An 18,652-nucleotide genomic window follows, 5' to 3' on the forward strand; every position below is an offset into this window, starting at 1 on the left:
AGATGAAGGAGCTAAGGTATGAAGATCTACAATACACTTACAAAGAGAAAAGAAGAATTTGTTCCGGTCGAGCCGGGAAAAGTAAAAATGTATGTATGCGGGCCGACCGTGTACAACTTTATCCATATCGGAAACGCAAGACCGATGATCGTATTTGATACGGTGAGACGTTACTTTGAATATAAAGGATACGATGTCAATTATGTATCCAACTTTACCGATGTCGATGACAAGATCATCAAGAAAGCGATCGAGGAAGGCGTTGACGCCGAGACGATCTCCAAACGCTACATCGCAGAGTGCAAAAAAGACATGGAAGGCATGAATATCGAACCGGCGACAAAGAATCCGCTCGCGACGGAAGAGATCTGCGGCATGTTAAACATGATCAGCACCCTGATCGAGAAAGGCTACGCCTATGTTGCTGCGGACGGAACGGTTTATTACAGTGTCCGCAAGTTTAAAGATTACGGAAAGCTGTCCCACAAGAACCTGGATGATCTTCAGTCCGGTTTCCGTGAGATCAAGGTAACCGGTGAGGAAGGAAAACAGGACCCGAACGACTTTGTTCTCTGGAAGCCGAAAAAAGAAGGTGAGCCGTACTGGGAGTCCCCGTGGTGCGAAGGCCGTCCGGGCTGGCATATCGAGTGCTCCGTTATGGCAAAGAGATACCTCGGTGATGAGATCGATATCCATGCGGGCGGCGAGGACTTAATTTTCCCGCATCATGAGAACGAGATCGCCCAGAGTGAGGCAGCAAACGGAAAGCCCTTCGCGAAATACTGGATGCACAACGCGTTCTTAAATATTGATAATAAGAAGATGTCCAAATCGCTCGGAAACTTCTTTACCGTCCGTGAGATCAGCGAAAAATATGATCTTCAGGTGCTCCGTTTCTTTATGCTGAGCGCCCACTACAGAAGCCCGTTAAACTTCAGCGCAGATCTGATGGAATCTTCCAAGAACGGTCTTGAGAGGATCTTGACCGGAATGGAGAAACTCCGCGAGATGGAGGCAAAGGTATCCGGAGACGCGATGACAGCGGAAGAGCAGGAGAATCAGAAAAAGGCAATGGAGCTCGTTGCAAAGTATGAGGCGGCGATGGATGATGATTTCAACACCGCAGACGCGATCTCCGCGATCTTCGAACTTATCAAGCTCTCCAACTCTACAGTATCCGAGACGAGTACAAAGGCATATGTTTCCTGGATGAAGAATGAGATCCAGAGACTCTGCGATGTGATGGGAATCATCACGGAGAAGAAGAAAGAGGTTCTTGACTCTGAGGTGGAGGACCTGATCGCCCAGAGACAGGCGGCGAGAAAGGCAAAGAACTTTGCACTTGCAGATGAGATCAGAGGAAAGCTTCTCGACATGGGAATCGTTCTCGAGGACACAAGAGAGGGCGTAAAATGGAAGAGAGCTTAATGCTTTTAAAGAAAAAATTCCACTTAAAGGATACGGATGCAGGCCAGTACTCTCCGCTTGTGCTCGCCTATCTCGGTGATGCGGCTTACGAGATCCTGATCCGTACCATTGTGGTCAGTGAGGGAAATATGCAGGTGAATAAGCTTCACAAGAAGTCTTCGACTCTTGTGAAGGCTGCAGCCCAGGCAGAATTCCTGATGGCCATCGAGGATGACCTGACCGAGGAGGAGCATGCGGTCTACAAACGGGGAAGAAACGCGAAGTCTTTCTCTATGGCCAAGAATGCCACGATGAAGGATTACCGGATGGCGACAGGCTTTGAGGCTCTGATGGGATATCTTTACCTGTCCGGAAGAACGGAACGCATGGTGGATCTTGTGGCGCTGGCAATGACAAAGACCGGAAAAGCTGACTCCGGCGATACGGAAAAACAAAAAGAGGAGAACTCCGATGAGATATGAAGAACTGACGATTGAAGGGCGCAATGCTGTTTTGGAGGCGTTCCGCTCTGGAAAGACCATCGACCGGCTGTTTGTCCTTGACGGATGTCAGGACGGACCGGTGCGCACGATCGTGAGAGAGGCGAAAAAGCATGACACGATCGTAAACTTTGTTCCGAAGGAACGTCTGGATTCCATGTCCGAGACGGGACACCATCAGGGCGTGATGGCGTATGCCGCTGCTTATGAGTACGCTGAGGTGGAAGATATTTTGAAAATTGCGGAAGAAAAGGGCGAACCGCCGTTTTTATTCCTGCTTGACGGAATTGAGGATCCGCACAACCTTGGAGCGATCATCCGTACCGCGAACCTTGCGGGCGCTCACGGAGTGATCATTCCGAAACGCCGCGCGGTGGGACTTACCGCGACGGTTGCGAGAACCTCCGCAGGTGCGTTAAACTATACGCCGGTCGCAAAGGTCACCAATATGGCGGCGACGATCGAGGATTTAAAGAAACGCGGCATCTGGTTCGTCTGCGCCGATATGGGTGGAGAGAGCATGTACCGTTTAAACCTCACCGGACCGATCGGCCTTGTGATTGGAAATGAGGGGGAGGGCGTGAGCCGTCTTGTGAAGGAAAAATGCGATATGATCGCGTCGATCCCAATGAAGGGTGATATCGATTCCCTGAACGCGTCCGTTGCGACAGGTGTTCTCGCGTATGAGATCGTGAGACAGAGACTGGCGAAGGCATAGAATTTAAAATTTTGATTATGAAAAAAGACCCGTGGAGAGGAGTTTCCCGGGTCTTTTTTGTGCGCGAAGGATTTCCTGCAAGTACTCACCGCCTGAAAGAGGCGGGAGTCTTATCAATTGTAATAAACAATTGCTCTGACATGTCCGGGCGTCCTGCGTGTGTGTACATCACTGGCGCGTTCGTACCTTTTCGTACAACAGGAAATTCCCTGTCACGCGAAAAAAGGCTTCCCGGATATTCCGGAAAGCCTCATGGTTTAAGCTGCCTAGCAGATTTGAACTGCCGACCTCCGCCTTACCAAGGCGACGCTCTACCAGCTGAGCCAAGGCAGCGAACACATTTACTGTGTTTTTCGAACCTCCAATATAGTATCATGGATCAACAGGTTTGTCAACGATAAAAATAAAAAAATTTGAATAAATTTTTCATACAAAAAGATCAATTCCTCGGAAAGCTCATGGAGGTTCAAACATGTGCAGGGAACATTTTCCGTTCTGCTTTCATATTTTGTAGTAAAAAAGATATTGAGGTGTTAATATGCCAGAGAATCCAACATCAATGCCGGAACCGTCGGGAGAGAATACGGCGGAGGTTGTAGCAGGGAAGAATGACGCAAATGTACCGGAGACACCGGCCGAGCCATTAGGAGGAGTTTTTGTTTATCCGGGAGACGATGATCTTGCGGGAATCCCTGTGCCGCCCATCGCTTCACCGGGCGGAAGACCTGTTTATCCTGGGGATGACGATCTCGCTGGAATCCCGACGACACCGGTCGCGCCGTCTGGCGGTCGCCCTGTCTATCCCGACAATACCATCGGACGCCCGGGCTTTCCGGCGATTTCTTTTCCGGTCACATATCCGACGGTCTCAGGAGGAAATTACTACAGCAGAGTCCGGTTTTTAAATGCCAGCACTTCGGGCCGAACTCTGGACGTCTATATCGATGGCCGGAATATCTTTTCCGGTTCCGAATTTGCCACGATCTCTTCTTATATCCGCGTGACGGACGGATTCCATACCGTCACTGTGCGCAGGACCAACGGTCAGATCTATTATCAGCAGACGATTGCCTTTGTGTCCGGTGAGAGGCTCACGATGGTGATCTTAGACACGGTTTCCGGAGTGTCCCTGACCCGTGTCTCCGACATGGGCTGTACGAACGTTCCGTCAGGTTACGGCTGCCTCCGTGTCGCGAACATGTCCTACGCGGGATCCAGCTACGATGTGCGGACCTTCAACAACCAGACAGCATTTGCGGGGGTCGGATACAAGGAAGTGACGAGCTATAAACAGACATCCAGCGGAACCTATACCTTCTTTGTGACAGGTTCCCAGTATGCAGTTTCGGCCTTAGGCGAGCTTCCGGTCCTTGTCCTTTCTTCTATCGTCGGCGTTTCCTGTCCGACCTGCACCGTGTCGAATCCGCTTCTCACCTTCAACGTCAATGTTCGTGCTGGAAGAGCCTACACCTGCTATATTATCGGAAATCCGTGGTCCGGCCTCTTCCGGGTGTATGTCCTTGAGGACTGAAGCATGTTGTGGCAGGATTGCATTATTTGTAAAAATCGTCTATAATCTGCGTAATAGATAAAAGGAATGTGCCTTACGCATTCCGGCACCGGGAGCAGCCGTGGATAGAATGAGCAGACGGACAGGGGCGGGAAATGCCAGTCTGCTTTTCTTTCCGGATGCTGCCGGAAAGAAAATACAGATACGGGAAAAAGGAGTATTATGAAGAAAAATTACGAAATGGACATGTGCAGCGGTCCGATCCTCGGAAAACTGCTCACCTTTACGATTCCGCTGATCTTTTCCGGAATCCTGCAGCTTCTGTTCAACGCTGCGGATGTGATCGTTGTGGGACGTTTCGCGGGTAGCCAGTCTCTGGCGGCGGTGGGTTCCACAACGGCGCTGATCAACCTGATGATCAATATCTTTATCGGACTGTCCGTGGGTGTCAATGTCATCGTGGCAAGATATTACGGAGCGAAGCGGGAAAAAGATGTGCAGGATACGATCCATACGGCCATGGCACTCAGCATCGTCAGCGGTCTTTTCCTGATCATTGTGGGCCAGCTTCTCTCGAGGCCAATGCTGGAACTCATGGGAACCCCGGACGATGTGATCGATAAATCTACGATCTATATGCGGATCATCTTTATCGGCATGCCTGCGAATATGATCTACAACTTCGGAAGCGCGATCCTCCGCGCGGTGGGAGACACGAAACGCCCGCTGTATTTCCTTACGGCGGCGGGCGTGATCAATGTGGTCTTAAACCTCTTTTTCGTGATCATGTTCCGGATGGATGTGGCGGGAGTTGCTCTGGCGACCGCGATCTCTCAGGCGATCTCGGCGTTCCTGGTGATCCTTTGTCTGATGGAGAGCGAGGGCAGTCTGAAGCTTCATTTAAAAGATCTGAAGATCCACCGCTCGAAATTTCGTCAGATCATTCAGGTTGGCCTTCCGGCGGGGATGCAGGGCGCAGTATTCTCGATTTCCAACGTTCTGATCCAGTCCTCTGTGAATTCCTTCGGCTCTGTCGCGATGGCGGGAAATACGACATCCCAGAATATTGAGGGATTCATCTATAATGCCATGAATGCGGTTTATCAGGCAAACTTAAGCTTCACAAGCCAGAACTTCGGCGGCAAAAAGTATTCGAGGATCAACCGGATCATGGTTACCTGCCTCGGCGTTGTGACAGCCGTGGGACTCGGAATGGGAATTCCGGCTTATCTTTGCGGACATGCCCTGATTCGGATCTACTCCTCGGATCCGGAGGTCATGGTATACGGAATGAGAAGACTTGTGGTCTTTGGAACGACATATTTCCTCTGTGGGATCATGGATACGATGGTGGGCAGCATCCGCGGTCTCGGATACTCCGTCATGCCGATGTGCGTCTCCCTTCTGGGAGCGTGCGGACTCCGGATCGTCTGGATCTTTACGGTGTTCCAAGTATACCATAACCTGACGGTGTTATACTTATCCTATCCGTTTACCTGGATCGTCACGGCGACGGCCCATATGATCTGCTTCTATATCGTTAGGAGAAAACTCCCGAGGGAAGATGCGTGATAAACAGCATCAAAAGAATCCAACGAATGCAGATCTGACCAGAAAGGAAACAACAGAATTGAAACGATACAAAAAATACATCACCCCGTATCTCAGTGCCTTCGTGATCGGTCCGCTGATGATGCTCACCGAGGTGGCGGGAGAGGTCATGCTCCCGAAATTTATGTCCATGATCATCAACAACGGTGTCGCAAGTCGAAATGTTGCCTATATCGGAAAGATGGGTACACTGATGGTTCTTACTGTCCTTTTTATGGCGGTGGGCGGGATCCTCGGCGCCTACTTTTCCGCAAAGGCGTCTATCTCCTTTACCAGTGACATGAGAAACGATCTCTTCAGAAAGGTTCAGCAGTTCTCCTTTGAGAACATCGACGGCTACAGCACCGGTTCTCTCGTCACGAGGCTCACGAACGATGTCCAGCAGGTTCAGAACGTCCTGATGATGGGGCTACGCATGGCGCTCAGGGCGCCCGGAATGTTTCTCGGCGCCCTGATCATGGCGTTTATGATGAACCGTCAGCTTGCGGTCATCATCCTCATCGTGATCCCACTTCTTCTCGCGGCGATCATTCTGATCTTAAAGACAGCATTCCCGCGCTTTGGGGAGATGCAGAGGAGACTGGACCGTTTGAATTCCGGGATTCAGGAATCCCTGACGAATGTCCGCGTGGTCAAATCCTTTGTCCGGGAGGATCATGAGATCGAAAAATTCAGCAGACTGAACCGCGACTTAAAGGAGAGCAGTCTCCGGGCCCTCCGGATCGTGATCACCACGATGCCGGTGATGATGTTCGCCATGAACGTGACGACACTGGCTGTCGTCTGGTATGGAGGAAATATCATCATTGCCGGAAAGATGCCGGTGGGGGATCTCACTGCGTTTACGACGTATATCGTGCAGATCCTGATGTCCCTCATGATGCTTTCCATGGTATTCTTACAGAGCTCCCGCGCCAGCGCATCCATGAAGCGGATCAATGAGATCTTCGACACAGAGATCGGCTTAAATGATGATAACGCGAAAAATAAGGATAAAAAAGTCACGGAAGGTCGTGTGGAGTTTAAAAATGTAAGCTTTGGCTACAGCGGAGAGCACGGGAGAAGGGATCTCGTTCTGGAAGGGATCTCCTTTACGGCAGAACCGGGACAGACGATCGGGATCATCGGCTCCACGGGAAGCGGAAAGACCTCCCTTGTGCAGCTGATCCCGAGACTCTATGATGTGACCGGAGGCGAAGTCCTTGTCGACGGCGTGAACGTCAAAGAGTACTCTTTAAAACACCTGCGTGAGGGCGTCGGCATGGTCCTCCAGAAAAATATCCTCTTCTCGGGAACGATCGAGGAAAATCTTCGATGGGGAAATGAGGACGCGCCGATGGAGGATGTGATCCGGTTCTCGGAGAGCGCCCAGGCAGATCCCTTCGTTAAGACCTTCAAAAACGGATATGATACCGAGATGGGGCAGGGCGGTGTCAACGTCTCAGGAGGTCAGAAGCAGCGTCTCTGTATTGCGAGAGCACTTTTAAAGCGCCCGAAGATCCTGATCCTCGACGACTCCACCAGCGCTGTTGACACGGCGACGGAGGCAAAGATCCGGGAGAGTCTCTATCATGATCTCAAGGATACCACAAAGATCATCATCGCCCAGAGGATCTCCTCCGTTCAGGAGGCAGACCAGATTCTGGTACTGGAGGACGGAAAGATCATCGGTCACGGAACCCACGAGGAACTTTTAAAGACCTGTGAGACATACAGCGAGATCTATACGACCCAGATCGGAAATCAGTCCATTGGGGCAGGAGAGGAGGCGGCAGTATGAGCGTCACGAGAGCAGACCGCGAAGCGAGTCTGAAAAAACGATATGCCGGACGCGTGGCAGCCGCACCGAAAAGGAGAGGAATGGGAAGAGGACCGGGTGCTCCCAGAGGCGGAGGACGCCCAAAGAGCACAGGAGCGGCCTTAAAGCGCCTGATGACCTATCTGGAAGCGGACAGGCTCCGGATGGGGATCGCATTTTTCTGTGTCATTGTAAACACGGTGGCGACACTGACCGGTTCCTATATGCTGCGCCCGATCATCAACCGCTTTATTGCACCGCCGGACGGAAGTCCCGGAAATGTGGCGGGACTTTTTAAAGGGTTGATCATGATGGCGTGCGTCTATCTTCTGGGAGTTATCGCAAATTATCTCCAGTCAAGACTGATGTTAGAGGTTGCCCAGAGCGCCCTTGTGCGGATCCGGACAGACCTCTTTACAAAGATGCAGAAGCTTCCGGTGAGATTTTACGATACAAATTCCAACGGGGATCTGATGAGCCGCTTCACAAACGACGTGGACACCATCGGAAATATGCTGAGCAGTACTCTTGTGCAGCTCTTTTCCGGAACCTTAAGCATTATCGGAACCTTGTTCCTCATGCTTTACACGAACATCTGGCTGACAGCTGTGACCCTGATCATGATCCCGCTCATGTTGCGGGCCGGTGGAGAAGTCGCGAAGCGGAGTCAGAAATACTTCAGCGCCCAGCAGTCGGCTCTCGGTGCTTTAAATGGATACATCGAGGAGACCATCACCGGACAGAAGGTAGTAAAGGTCTTCTGCCACGAGGAGATCGCGGAGGAAGAATTTGATATATTAAACAGGGATCTCCGCGAAAAACAGATCCGCGCCCAATTCCTTGGGGGCATGATGGGACCTGTGATGAACAACTTAAGCCAGATAAACTATTCCCTGACGGCGTGCATCGGCGGGATCCTCTGTGTGGTGAAAAACTTCGATGTCGGCGGGCTCACGGTATTTTTGAACTTTTCGAGACAGTTCTCAAGGCCGATCAACGAGATCTCCATGCAGGTCTCCAACGTGTTCTCAGCCCTCGCCGGAGCGGAGCGCGTTTTCTCCGTGATGGATGAGGAGCCGGAGGCGGCGGATGATAAGGACGCAGTATCCATGGACGGTATGAGCGGGGAAGTGGTATTAGATCATGTGACCTTCGGCTATAACCCGGACAAGGTCATCTTAAAGGATATCAGCCTCTACGCGAGGCCGGGACAGAAGATCGCCTTCGTGGGTTCCACAGGAGCCGGAAAGACGACGATCACGAACCTCATCAACCGCTTCTACGATATCCAGAGCGGGACCATCACTATCGACGGCGTTGATATCTGCCATATTAAGCGGGACGAGCTGCGCCGCCACATCGCCATGGTTCTTCAGGACACCCACCTGTTTACGGGAACGGTCATGGAGAATATCCGCTACGGAAGGCTTGATGCCACAGACGAGGAGGTCATTCAGGCGGCGAAGATGGCATCTGCCCATTCCTTTATCATGCGGCTTCCAAAGGGCTATGACACCGTTCTTGAGAGCGACGGCGCGAACTTGAGCCAGGGCCAGAGGCAGCTTCTTAATATCGCGAGAGCGGCGGTATCCAAGGCGCCGATCCTGATCCTCGATGAAGCGACGAGTTCTGTCGATACGAGAACAGAAAAGCACATCGAGCAGGGCATGGATCGTCTGATGGCAGAACGGACCACCTTCGTGATCGCCCACCGTCTCTCCACCGTGCGGAACGCCAACGCCATCATGGTTCTGGAGAATGGAGAGATCATCGAGCGCGGTGATCATGAGGATCTCCTGAAAGAAAAAGGACGTTATTACCGATTGTATACAGGTATGGCTGAATTAAATTAGTAAAAACTAACAGAAAATGGAAAAAAGTGGACGGAATCGCGGTTCCTGTCCGCTTTTTTTGTTGAAAACTTCATTTTCTTAAGCGGTTTCCCACCATATTTTTGTTTTTTTTTTGATACAAACGCCGAAAAAGGCCATTTCTGTTAAAAAGTTAACCGATTTCCAATTGTAGAAAAATTCCAAATATGCTATACTACGAGTTGATGGGTACTATGAAATTTTATAGAAAGAAGGTTTGTTAAATGGGTCTGAGCACATTTATAGGCGGCGTTCATCCTTATGAGGGAAAAGAACTGTCCGCAGATAAGCCGATTCAGGTGATCCAGCCGAAGGGTGAGCTGGTTTATCCTCTCTCCCAGCATATCGGTGCTCCGGCGAAACCACTTGTTGCCAAGGGTGACAAGGTTCTGGTTGGCCAGAAGATCGCTGAAGCAGGCGGCTTCATTTCCGCAAATGTTATCTGTTCCGTATCCGGTACAGTAAAGGGAATCGAACCGCGTCTGGTTGCGAACGGAGCAATCGTACAGTCCATTATCGTTGAGAACGATAACGAGTACACAGCAATCGAAGGTTTTGGCGAAAAACGCGATTACACAAAACTTTCCAAGGAAGAGATCCGGAATATCGTAAAAGAAGCCGGTATCGTAGGTCTTGGCGGCGCAGGTTTCCCGACCAACGTAAAACTTGCACCGAAGGATGACAACGCGATCGATCACATTATCGTAAACGCGGCTGAGTGTGAGCCGTATCTGACAAGTGACTATCGCCTGATGATGGAGCAGCCGGAGAGACTGATCGGCGGCATCAAAGTCATGTTAAGCATGTTCCCGAACGCGAAAGGCGTGATCGGAATCGAGGAGAACAAGCCGGAGGCGATCAAGCTTCTGGAAGGTCTCGTAAAAGACGAGCCAAAGATCACGGTATGTCCGTTAAAGACAAAGTATCCGCAGGGCGGCGAGCGTTTCCTGATCTATGCGGTTACAGGCGGACGCGAGATCAACTCCACGATGCTTCCGGCGGATGCAGGATGTATCGTAGATAACGTAGACACTGTTATTTCTATTTATAACGCTGTCTGCGAGAGCACACCGTTAATTCGTAAGATCATTACTGTTACCGGTGATGCGGTTAAAAACCCGCAGAACTTCCAGGTTCCGCTTGGTATGTGCTACCGCGAGATCCTTGAAGCTGCAGGCGGCTTTAAGGAAGAGCCGGAGAAGATGATCTCTGGTGGTCCTATGATGGGACAGGCATTATTCTCTCTGGACATTCCGGTTATGAAGAACTCCTCTGCCCTGACCTGCTTCACAAAAGATCAGGTTGCAGCAAATCCGGAATCTCCGTGTATCCGCTGTGGACGCTGTATCGAGGTATGTCCAGGTCATGTTGTTCCGCAGATGATGATGGCGGCAGCAGAAAGAAATGATCTTGCCCTGTTCGAAAAATTAAATGGTATGGAGTGCTGCGAATGCGGCTCCTGTACTTTCATCTGCCCTGCACACAGACCGCTGACACAGGCATTCAAAGAGATGCGTAAAGCTGTCATGGCAGCCAGAAGAAAGAAAGCGTAGGAGGTGTGACAAATGAGTAAATTATTAAACGTATCATCATCCCCTCATGTACGCTGCGGTGTTTCCACAAAGAACTTAATGTACGATGTGGCGATCGCAATGCTTCCGGCTACGATCTGGGGCGTGATGCAGTTCGGTATCTATTCCCTTATCGTTGTTGTTGCAACGGTTCTTTCCTGTGTACTCAGTGAGTACCTTTTTGAGACACTGATGCACAAGCCGGTTACCATCAGTGACGGCAGTGCCCTTGTCACAGGTATGATCTTAGGCTTAAATATGCCGCCGGCAATTCCGTTATGGATGCCGATCCTTGGCGGTGTATTCGCAATCATCGTCGTAAAACAGCTTTACGGCGGACTTGGTCAGAACTGGATGAACCCGGCTCTGGCAGCGAGATGCTTTATGCTGATCTCCTTTGCACAGGCTATGACAAAGTTCACAGACCCGGTAACAGACGCAGTTGCGAGTGCAACTCCTCTTGCGGCGATCAAAGCCGGTGATACATATGATCTTGCAGCTATGTTCATTGGTAAGATTCCGGGAACCATCGGTGAGGTTTCCGTAATTGCCCTTTTAATCGGTGCAGCTTACCTGCTCGTTAAGAAAGTAATTACGATCCGCATCCCGGCAGCATACATCCTTTCCTTCGCAGTATTCGCATTTATCTTCGGCCAGCACAATATTAACTACGTGCTCGCAGAGGTTTGCGGCGGCGGACTGATCTTCGGTGCATTCTTCATGGCTACCGACTATGTAACAAGCCCAATCACTGCAAAAGGACAGATCGTATTCGGTATCTGCCTTGGTATTTTAACAGGACTGTTCCGTATCTTCGGAAGCGGTGCAGAGGGCGTTTCCTACGCAATTATCTTCTGCAACATGCTTGTTCCGTTGATTGAGAAGGTAACTCTCCCGACAGCATTCGGAAAAGGGGGTAAGAAAAATGGCAGCAAGTAAGTCTGGATTTATGAAAGATGCCCTGATCCTTTTTGCGATCACCCTGGTTTCCGGTTTATGTCTCGGTGTTGTCTATGATGTGACAAAAGCTCCGATCGAGGCGGCTACCATCGCAGCCAACAACGCAACCTACAAACAGGTCCTTCCGGAGGCAGAGAGCTTCGATGATGTGGAAGGTTCCACAGAAAAGATCGCTGAGACAGCTGATGAGATCGCAAACCTCGGCTTCGGCGGCGTTGCGATCGAGTCCGTTCTCGAGGCAAAGGACGCAAGCGGCGAAGTAGTAGGACATGTGATCAACTCCCTGTCCAACGACTCCTACGGCGGAGCTGTCAAGCTCTCCATCGGCTTTGATGCAGACGGCACTATCACAGGTGTTGGTATCCGTGAGACAAGTGATACTCCTGGTCTTGGCTTAAAGGCAAAAGATGATGACTACAGAAATCAGTACGTTGGCAAGAACTGCGAGAGCTTAAGCGTAACAAAATCCGGTTCTGCGTCTGACACTGAGATCAATGCCATCAGCGGTGCCACCATCACATCAAACGCTACAACAAACGCAGTCAATGCAGCTTTATACTATCTGCATAACTGCTTAAACTAGGAGGTGGGCATTCATGAATAAATGCGTAGAACGTTTATATAACGGTATTATCAAGGAAAACCCAACCTTCATCCTGATGTTAGGTATGTGTCCGACTCTTGCGACGACAACATCCGCCATCAACGGTCTCGGCATGGGACTTTCCACAACAGCCGTACTGATGTTTTCCAACCTGCTGATCTCCGCACTGCGTAAGATCATTCCGGACAGAGTCCGTATTCCGGCATTCATCGTAGTCGTAGCCAGCCTGGTTACAGTCGTACAGCTCTTAATGCAGGGCTACGTTCCGTCCCTGTATGCATCCCTGGGTATTTATATCCCGCTTATCGTTGTTAACTGTATCATCCTTGGCCGTGCAGAGGCATATGCCTGCAAGAACGGTCCGGTTGAATCTTTCTTCGATGGTCTTGGTATGGGACTTGGATTCTCCCTTTCCCTTACCGTCATCGGTATGTGCCGTGAGTTCTTCGGTGCAGGTGCGATCTTCGGACACACCATCATTCCGGAAGCTTACCACATTTCCATCATCATCCTTGCACCGGGTGCTCTGTTCACTCTGGCTATGCTTTCCGCGATCCAGAACAAGCTCCGTCTTCCATGCGCGACCAACGGTGACGCACCGAAGTCTGACCTTGTATGCGGCGGTAACTGCGCAAGCTGTGCAGGCTGTGTCAGCATGACAAACCATGCTGCTCTTGCTGAGAAGAAGGCAGAGGAAGCAGCAGCCGCAGCGGCAGCAAAGAAGGCAGCGGCAGAGAAGGCTCTCGCAGCTAAGAAGGCAGCTGAGGCTGCAAAAGCGGCAGAGGCAGCTAAGACGGAAGCAGCAGACGCCGGCAAAGAAAATTAAGGAGGAAATGGAAAAATGAAAGAACTTTTATTGATCGCCATCGGTTCTGCCCTGGTGAATAACGTTGTTTTAAGCCAGTTCCTCGGTCTTTGCCCGTTCCTTGGTGTATCCAAGAAAACAGAGACAGCAGCTGGTATGGGCGCTGCAGTCGTATTCGTTATTACGATCGCATCTGCCTGCACAAGCCTTGTTTATGATTTCGTTCTTGTAAAGCTCCATATCGAGTATTTACAGACGATCGTATTTATCCTTGTAATCGCGGCTCTGGTTCAGTTCGTTGAGATGTTCTTAAAGAAGAACATGGTAAGCCTTTATGAGGCGCTCGGCGTATACCTTCCGTTAATTACAACAAACTGTGCGGTTCTCGGTGTTGCGCTGACAAACGTACAGAAGGGCTACAACTTCATTCAGAGTGTCGTAAACGGTATCGGTATTTCCGTTGGATTCCTGATCGCCATCGTCCTGCTTGCAGGTATCCGTGAGAAGATCGAGCACAATGATGTGCCGCACGCTTTCCAGGGATCCCCGATCGTCCTGATCACAGCAAGCTTAATGTCGATCGCTCTCTTCGGATTTTCCGGAATGATTTAAGGAGGAACGAGAGATGAACATGACAGGCATTATCATCGCTGCTGCGGTTGTCGGTATCGTCGGTATCGTCATCGGCGTACTCCTTGGAATCGCCAGCGAGAAGTTTAAAGTAGAAGTAGACGAGAAGGAAATTCTGGTTCGTGCAGAGCTTCCGGGCAACAACTGCGGCGGCTGCGGTTACGCAGGCTGTGACGCTCTTGCAAAAGCAATTGCAGAGGGCAAGGCAAAGGTTGACCAGTGTCCGGTCGGCGGCGCTCCGGTAGGAGAAAAGATCGCTGCGATCATGGGCGTTGAGGCTGGTTCCGCTGAGAAGAAGGTTGCATTTGTAAAATGTAAAGGTACCTGCGATAAGGCAACTGTGAAATACAACTACTATGGTATTGACGACTGTCACAAGATCGCAGATGCAGTTCCGGGCGGCGGCTCCAAGGGCTGTAACTACGGATGTCTCGGTTCCGGAAGCTGTGTGAAGGCATGTCAGTTTGACGCGATCCATGTTGTAAACGGTGTTGCCGTTGTCGACAAGGAGAAGTGTGTTGCCTGTGGTAAGTGTGCGGAGGCTTGTCCGCGTCACCTGATCGAGCTTGTTCCGTACAAGGCAAACCACCTCGTACAGTGCAGCTCCCACGACAAAGGACCGGCTGTCAAGAAGGTCTGCGAGGCAGGCTGTATCGGATGTACGCTCTGCACAAAGCAGTGTGAATTCGATGCGATCCATATGGATAACAACGTTGCTGTGATCGATTATACAAAGTGTACCGGCTGCGGCAAGTGCGCGGCTAAGTGCCCGGCACATGTTATTATCTGATTGGATAACAACTTGTAGAAAAATGAAAGACCCGCGGAAGGCAGAAATGCTTTTTGGCGGGTCTTTTTTGTGTAATAGGAGAGTACAAGGAATTTCCTATTACACAAAAGGCACTAACGTGACAATGATACATACTCGCGCGAAGATGTAGATTGTCGCAATCGACCGCGCGAGAATACGCCAAGGTGCATTCTTTATTATTTTCACTAAAGAGATTTGGATGATTAGAACAGTTGGGAGAAGATTATTTGAAAAAAGATCCCAGAGAAGTGCCTGTATAGAACTCCCTGGGATCATATTCTTGTTTGTTCCAGATTTAAATAAGATTGACCTAAGCCAAATCAGAATGTATTGCCTACTGGATCGTCGTGCCGCCTTTACCTGCTAAAGCACTCTTTGCACCATCAAGGGAAGTGATGATCGCGCGTCGACCTTTTCCTGCGTTGATGAAGTCGATGGAGCTTTCAACCTTCGGCAGCATCGACCCTGTCTTAAAGTGGCCTTCCCCGGCATAGCGGGCTGCCTCAGCCGTTGTCATCTTATCGATGTTGATCGGATGGTCACTGCCGTAGTTTAATACGACATTCGGAACACCTGTGATGAACATCAGGACATCAGCGTCAAGTTCTTTCGCGAGAAGTCCTGCCGCACGGTCTTTCTCGATGACAGCGCTGGCACCCTTTAGGTGGGAGCCCTGTTCCATAACCGGAATTCCGCCGCCGCCTGCGGCGATCACCGGCTGGTCAGCATCCGCAAGAGCACGGATCGCGTCGATCTCAACGATTGCGACCGGCTTCGGAGCCGCAACGATACGGCGGTAGCCGTCGCCTTCCTTTACTACAAAGTTACCCTTTGCCTCTTCCTCTTTTGCCTCCTCGGCGTTCATCACACGTCCAACCACCTTCATCGGAGTGTAGGAGGACTCATCGTACGGGTCAACTGTAACCTGTGTTAAAATCGTAGATACAGCTTTGTAAATGCCGCGTTTGATAAGCTCGGAGCGGAGAGCGTTCTGGAGATCGTAGCCGATATATCCCTGGCTCATTGCGGAGCAGACAGACATCGGAGCCGGAGTGTAACCTTCATGATTTTTCGCAAATTCATTTAACGCGGTGTGGATCATACCGAGCTGCGGAGTATTTCCGTGGGTGATCACAACCTGCCAGCCGTCCTGAATAAAATCAGCGATGGCTTTCGCTGTTTTTGTAACGGCTGTCTTCTGCTCCGGAAGGTTCGTTCCGAGAGCGTCATGTCCAAGTGCTAAAACAAGTCTTTTCTTTGCCATATCTAATACCTCATTTCTATTATGTACCGATATCGTCTGGGCAGATAAAATTGCGCGGGAGCCGCGGATAAGTTTTCTCCGCGGACCGGCACAAAACGGTCTGCGCCTGTGTATTTTCAGATATTTTACCATATTTTGATAGATTATGGAAGAAAAAACTCAAAGTTTTATGATTGAGTACAGGAGAAATTTCCTGAACTGAAAATTATATATGGCGCTGCGGCGGCAGAAGCTTACGGGATGAATTTTATGCCGGAATGAAAGAGAATTGAAAGAAATAATTTTTTGCATTTTCAGATAACTTATGCTAAAATAGGAACAACTGAGTCGAGAGATCACTGTGGCGTGCGCTCTGTGTGGCGGCAGTGAATGATCCCCAACACGGGGAACGTAAGGAGGAAACAATTTTGAAGCTGTTATCGATAGCAATTCCATGCTACAATTCAGCGGCGTATATGGAAAACTGTATCAAGTCTCTGCTTCCGGGCGGAAATGAGGTGGAGATCCTGATCGTGGATGATGGTTCCACAAAAGACAATACGGCGGAGATCGCTGACCGTTATGAGAAAGAATATCCGGGTATCTGTAAGGCGATCCACCAGGAGAACGGTGGACACGGCGCTGCGGTTAACGCGGGATTAAAGGCCGCGACCGGAATCTATTTTAAGGTTGTGGACAGCGATGACTGGGTAAATGAGCAGGCCTACAGGCAGGTGCTCGACACCCTGCGCCGCTTTGTTTACGGAAAAGATACCCTGGATATGCTGATCACAAACTTTGTCTATGAGAAACAGGGCGCGAAGCACAAGAAAGTCATGAACTATAATCTGGCGCTTCCGAAGAACGAGATCTTTACCTGGAGCGATGTGAAGGTGTTCGTTGCAGGCCAGTATATCCTGATGCATTCTGTCGTTTACAGAACGGAACTTTTGAGAGACTGTAAACTGGAGCTCCCGGAGCACACATTCTACGTGGACAATATCTTCGTCTACGAGCCGCTCCCGCATGTACATACGATGTACTACCTGGATGTGAACTTCTACCGCTACTTTATCGGCCGCTCCGACCAGTCTGTCAATGAACAGGTCATGATCGGAAGAATCGACCAGCAGATCCGCGTGACGAAGCTGATGCTTGGCTACTATGATGTGACGAAGATCCAGAATAAGAAGCTCCGCCACTATATGGTCCGTTACTTAGAGATCATGATGGTCATCTGCTCGATCCTCGCGATCAAATCCGGCAGCGAGGAGAATATGGCAAAGAAGAAAGCGTTGTGGGAAGAGTTAAAGAAATCCAATCCGGCGCTCTACCTGCGCCTCCGCTGGGGCTTCTTGGGACAGGGCATGAACCTTCCTGGAAAAGGCGGAAGATCCCTCTCCATCGCGGGATATAAGATCGCGCAGAAGTTCTTTGGATTTAACTAAGTGCCGAGAGATCGAGATCAATGAAAAATGGTACTATTTCAACCCGATCCCGGACGGAAGCTGGGATGGAAAGCGCAGGCAGTTTCCGGCTTGGTAAGAGGGAAATAGCGGGAAAACGGATACGGTTGAATGGATGATAGTAAACGAGCGTGCCTATGTAAAATAAGCACGCTCGTATCATCTTACTTTCCAAGAACAATTTTCACGATCAGCACTGTGACCACGCAGATCATCACCGGCCGGATGATCTTCGCGCCGTTTTTGATGGCGAAGCCGGCACCGATATAGTTTCCGAGAACGTTGCTTACGGCACATGGGATCGCGATCATGTAGAACACATTTCCGGAAAGGATATAGGAGAGAAGCGCTGTGTAGTTGGAAACGATCAACGTGAGCTTCGCGTTTCCGGAGGCAGTGCGGACATCGTATTTTAAAAGAAACGTGAAGAGCAGCATGGCGATCGTACCGCCGCCCGGCCCGTAGAGACTGTCGTAAAGACCGATGGTCATTCCGATGAAAAGGGCGCGGAGCACATTCGGTAGGATCAGCGGCTTTTTCGTATCGGTATAGTTCCAGGCGTTCTTCATAAAGATCACGAGGACCGCGGTGAGTGGAAGCAGTACCATTAACATCGAGCGGATCTGTTCCTCTTTGAGGTAAAAGATGATTCTGGTTCCGAGCATGGAGCAGAGGAACGAGGTCACTGCGCTGATCAGCGTGATCTTAAGGTCGAGACAGCCGTTTTTAAAGTATTTCCATGCCGCAACGGTGCTTCCGAAGGCGCACTGGAACTTGTTGCAGCCGTAAACATAGTAGATCGGCATTCCGCACATCATATAAGCCGGAAGCGCGATCAGGCCGCCTCCTCCGGCGATAGAGTCTATAAATCCCGCAATGAAGAGGAGCGGGCAGAGCCAGATCAGATTATGGATGTATTCCATGGATATCCCCCTTGTATTTTGGCGGCGGGCAGAAAAAATGCCGCAATACCGCTTTTTCTGATAAAATTCAGGCAGAGACCTGTCCTTCCATACTATATAAGAATTTTCAAAAAGTCAATCGGTTTTCTGCAGAATCGAACCGTGCAGGACACCTTGACATAACCTGGATTCTATGGTAAATTTATTGAGTTAAAATGCGTCGAAGAGGACCAGTAAGAGAGAAT

Annotated in this window: 16 protein-coding genes, 1 tRNA gene and 1 other annotated feature (1 of these 18 only partly in view); of the genes, 14 read left to right on the plus strand and 3 right to left on the minus strand. The window is 50.2% G+C overall.

Features of this window, described 5'->3' with window-relative positions; all coding sequences use genetic code 11:
* The first annotated feature begins 18 nt into the window (after window positions 1-18).
* Genes cysS through rlmB form a run of 3 tightly spaced genes read left to right on the plus strand, consistent with a single transcriptional unit; the run spans window position 19 to window position 2,625 of the window.
* Complete coding sequence (gene cysS, locus GPK90_RS05695) at window positions 19-1,428, plus strand: cysteine--tRNA ligase (RefSeq protein WP_118531943.1); 1,410 nt, start codon at window positions 19-21, stop codon at window positions 1,426-1,428.
* A complete protein-coding gene (locus GPK90_RS05700; protein WP_215702474.1) occupies window positions 1,413-1,889 on the plus strand; it encodes a Mini-ribonuclease 3 in 477 nt (158 codons plus the stop codon). The genes cysS and GPK90_RS05700 overlap by 16 nt, the downstream gene beginning before the upstream one ends.
* Window positions 1,879-2,625 carry a 23S rRNA (guanosine(2251)-2'-O)-methyltransferase RlmB gene (rlmB, locus tag GPK90_RS05705; RefSeq protein WP_015554667.1) on the plus strand — a complete coding sequence of 249 codons (747 nt, stop codon included), beginning with the start codon at window positions 1,879-1,881 and terminating at the stop codon, window positions 2,623-2,625. The genes GPK90_RS05700 and rlmB overlap by 11 nt, the downstream gene beginning before the upstream one ends.
* Window positions 2,626-2,885: 260 nt before the next feature.
* Here the strand turns inward: rlmB and GPK90_RS05710 are convergent.
* Window positions 2,886-2,958, minus strand: a tRNA-Thr gene (locus tag GPK90_RS05710).
* Window positions 2,959-3,163: 205 nt separating this feature from the next.
* Between GPK90_RS05710 and GPK90_RS05715 the strand changes: the two genes are divergently transcribed.
* The 10 genes from GPK90_RS05715 (at window position 3,164) to GPK90_RS05760 (ending at window position 14,775) form a co-directional block, all read left to right on the plus strand.
* Window positions 3,164-4,156, plus strand: coding sequence for a DUF4397 domain-containing protein (locus tag GPK90_RS05715; RefSeq protein WP_215702475.1), 993 nt, complete (start codon window positions 3,164-3,166; stop codon window positions 4,154-4,156).
* A 201-nt stretch (window positions 4,157-4,357) separates the two neighbouring features.
* On the plus strand, window positions 4,358-5,707 hold the full coding sequence (locus GPK90_RS05720) for an MATE family efflux transporter (protein ID WP_215702476.1): 1,350 nt from the start codon (window positions 4,358-4,360) through the stop codon (window positions 5,705-5,707).
* A gap of 58 nt (window positions 5,708-5,765) precedes the next feature.
* The gene (locus GPK90_RS05725; protein ID WP_215702477.1) at window positions 5,766-7,526 is read left to right on the plus strand and encodes an ABC transporter ATP-binding protein; all 1,761 of its coding nucleotides are present in this window, start codon (window positions 5,766-5,768) and stop codon (window positions 7,524-7,526) included.
* The gene (locus tag GPK90_RS05730) at window positions 7,523-9,397 is read left to right on the plus strand and encodes an ABC transporter ATP-binding protein (protein WP_215702478.1); all 1,875 of its coding nucleotides are present in this window, start codon (window positions 7,523-7,525) and stop codon (window positions 9,395-9,397) included. The genes GPK90_RS05725 and GPK90_RS05730 overlap by 4 nt, the downstream gene beginning before the upstream one ends.
* 242 nt (window positions 9,398-9,639) lie before the next feature.
* Complete coding sequence (gene rsxC / locus GPK90_RS05735) at window positions 9,640-10,968, plus strand: electron transport complex subunit RsxC (RefSeq protein ID WP_021904897.1); 1,329 nt, start codon at window positions 9,640-9,642, stop codon at window positions 10,966-10,968.
* A gap of 12 nt (window positions 10,969-10,980) precedes the next feature.
* Window positions 10,981-11,925, plus strand: a complete 945-nt coding sequence (locus GPK90_RS05740; RefSeq protein WP_015554661.1) for an RnfABCDGE type electron transport complex subunit D — start codon at window positions 10,981-10,983, stop codon at window positions 11,923-11,925.
* On the plus strand, window positions 11,912-12,529 hold the full coding sequence (locus GPK90_RS05745) for an RnfABCDGE type electron transport complex subunit G (protein WP_015554660.1): 618 nt from the start codon (window positions 11,912-11,914) through the stop codon (window positions 12,527-12,529). Before GPK90_RS05740 ends, GPK90_RS05745 begins: the two co-directional genes overlap by 14 nt.
* Before the next feature lie 13 nt (window positions 12,530-12,542).
* Window positions 12,543-13,376: an electron transport complex subunit RsxE gene (rsxE, locus tag GPK90_RS05750; RefSeq protein WP_117484144.1), complete on the plus strand. Its 834-nt coding sequence runs from the start codon at window positions 12,543-12,545 to the stop codon at window positions 13,374-13,376.
* Between the two features lie 15 nt (window positions 13,377-13,391).
* Complete coding sequence (gene rsxA / locus GPK90_RS05755; protein WP_021904899.1) at window positions 13,392-13,967, plus strand: electron transport complex subunit RsxA; 576 nt, start codon at window positions 13,392-13,394, stop codon at window positions 13,965-13,967.
* Between the two features lie 13 nt (window positions 13,968-13,980).
* The gene (locus GPK90_RS05760; protein ID WP_117484145.1) at window positions 13,981-14,775 is read left to right on the plus strand and encodes an RnfABCDGE type electron transport complex subunit B; all 795 of its coding nucleotides are present in this window, start codon (window positions 13,981-13,983) and stop codon (window positions 14,773-14,775) included.
* A 355-nt stretch (window positions 14,776-15,130) separates the two neighbouring features.
* Here the strand turns inward: GPK90_RS05760 and arcC are convergent, their stop codons facing one another.
* Complete coding sequence (gene arcC, locus GPK90_RS05765) at window positions 15,131-16,060, minus strand: carbamate kinase (RefSeq protein WP_215702479.1); 930 nt, start codon at window positions 16,058-16,060, stop codon at window positions 15,131-15,133.
* Window positions 16,061-16,467: 407 nt separating this feature from the next.
* On the opposite strand from arcC, the gene GPK90_RS05770 reads away from it, so the two are divergent.
* Window positions 16,468-17,487, plus strand: coding sequence for a glycosyltransferase family 2 protein (locus tag GPK90_RS05770; protein WP_215702480.1), 1,020 nt, complete (start codon window positions 16,468-16,470; stop codon window positions 17,485-17,487).
* A 182-nt stretch (window positions 17,488-17,669) separates the two neighbouring features.
* Here GPK90_RS05770 and GPK90_RS05775 read toward each other — a convergent pair whose 3' ends face one another.
* A complete protein-coding gene (locus GPK90_RS05775) occupies window positions 17,670-18,428 on the minus strand; it encodes a sulfite exporter TauE/SafE family protein (RefSeq protein WP_015554655.1) in 759 nt (252 codons plus the stop codon).
* A 190-nt stretch (window positions 18,429-18,618) separates the two neighbouring features.
* Window positions 18,619-18,652 (plus strand) — a binding site (T-box leader) (it continues 239 nt past the right edge of the window).

Origin of the sequence: Clostridium sp. MCC344 (assembly GCF_018785365.1) — a bacterium.
In the GTDB taxonomy this organism is placed as follows: domain Bacteria; phylum Bacillota; class Clostridia; order Lachnospirales; family Lachnospiraceae; genus Pilosibacter.

Coding starts and splice junctions, on each gene's coding strand:
- cysS (WP_118531943.1), top strand. CDS start 19: ATGAAGATCTACAATACACTTACAAAGAGAAAAGAAGAATTTGTTCCG.
- GPK90_RS05700 (WP_215702474.1), top strand. CDS start 1,413: ATGGAAGAGAGCTTAATGCTTTTAAAGAAAAAATTCCACTTAAAGGAT.
- rlmB (WP_015554667.1), top strand. CDS start 1,879: ATGAGATATGAAGAACTGACGATTGAAGGGCGCAATGCTGTTTTGGAG.
- GPK90_RS05715 (WP_215702475.1), top strand. CDS start 3,164: ATGCCAGAGAATCCAACATCAATGCCGGAACCGTCGGGAGAGAATACG.
- GPK90_RS05720 (WP_215702476.1), top strand. CDS start 4,358: ATGAAGAAAAATTACGAAATGGACATGTGCAGCGGTCCGATCCTCGGA.
- GPK90_RS05730 (WP_215702478.1), top strand. CDS start 7,523: ATGAGCGTCACGAGAGCAGACCGCGAAGCGAGTCTGAAAAAACGATAT.
- rsxC (WP_021904897.1), top strand. CDS start 9,640: ATGGGTCTGAGCACATTTATAGGCGGCGTTCATCCTTATGAGGGAAAA.
- GPK90_RS05740 (WP_015554661.1), top strand. CDS start 10,981: ATGAGTAAATTATTAAACGTATCATCATCCCCTCATGTACGCTGCGGT.
- GPK90_RS05745 (WP_015554660.1), top strand. CDS start 11,912: ATGGCAGCAAGTAAGTCTGGATTTATGAAAGATGCCCTGATCCTTTTT.
- rsxE (WP_117484144.1), top strand. CDS start 12,543: ATGAATAAATGCGTAGAACGTTTATATAACGGTATTATCAAGGAAAAC.
- rsxA (WP_021904899.1), top strand. CDS start 13,392: ATGAAAGAACTTTTATTGATCGCCATCGGTTCTGCCCTGGTGAATAAC.
- GPK90_RS05760 (WP_117484145.1), top strand. CDS start 13,981: ATGAACATGACAGGCATTATCATCGCTGCTGCGGTTGTCGGTATCGTC.
- arcC (WP_215702479.1), bottom strand. CDS start 16,060: ATGGCAAAGAAAAGACTTGTTTTAGCACTTGGACATGACGCTCTCGGA.
- GPK90_RS05775 (WP_015554655.1), bottom strand. CDS start 18,428: ATGGAATACATCCATAATCTGATCTGGCTCTGCCCGCTCCTCTTCATT.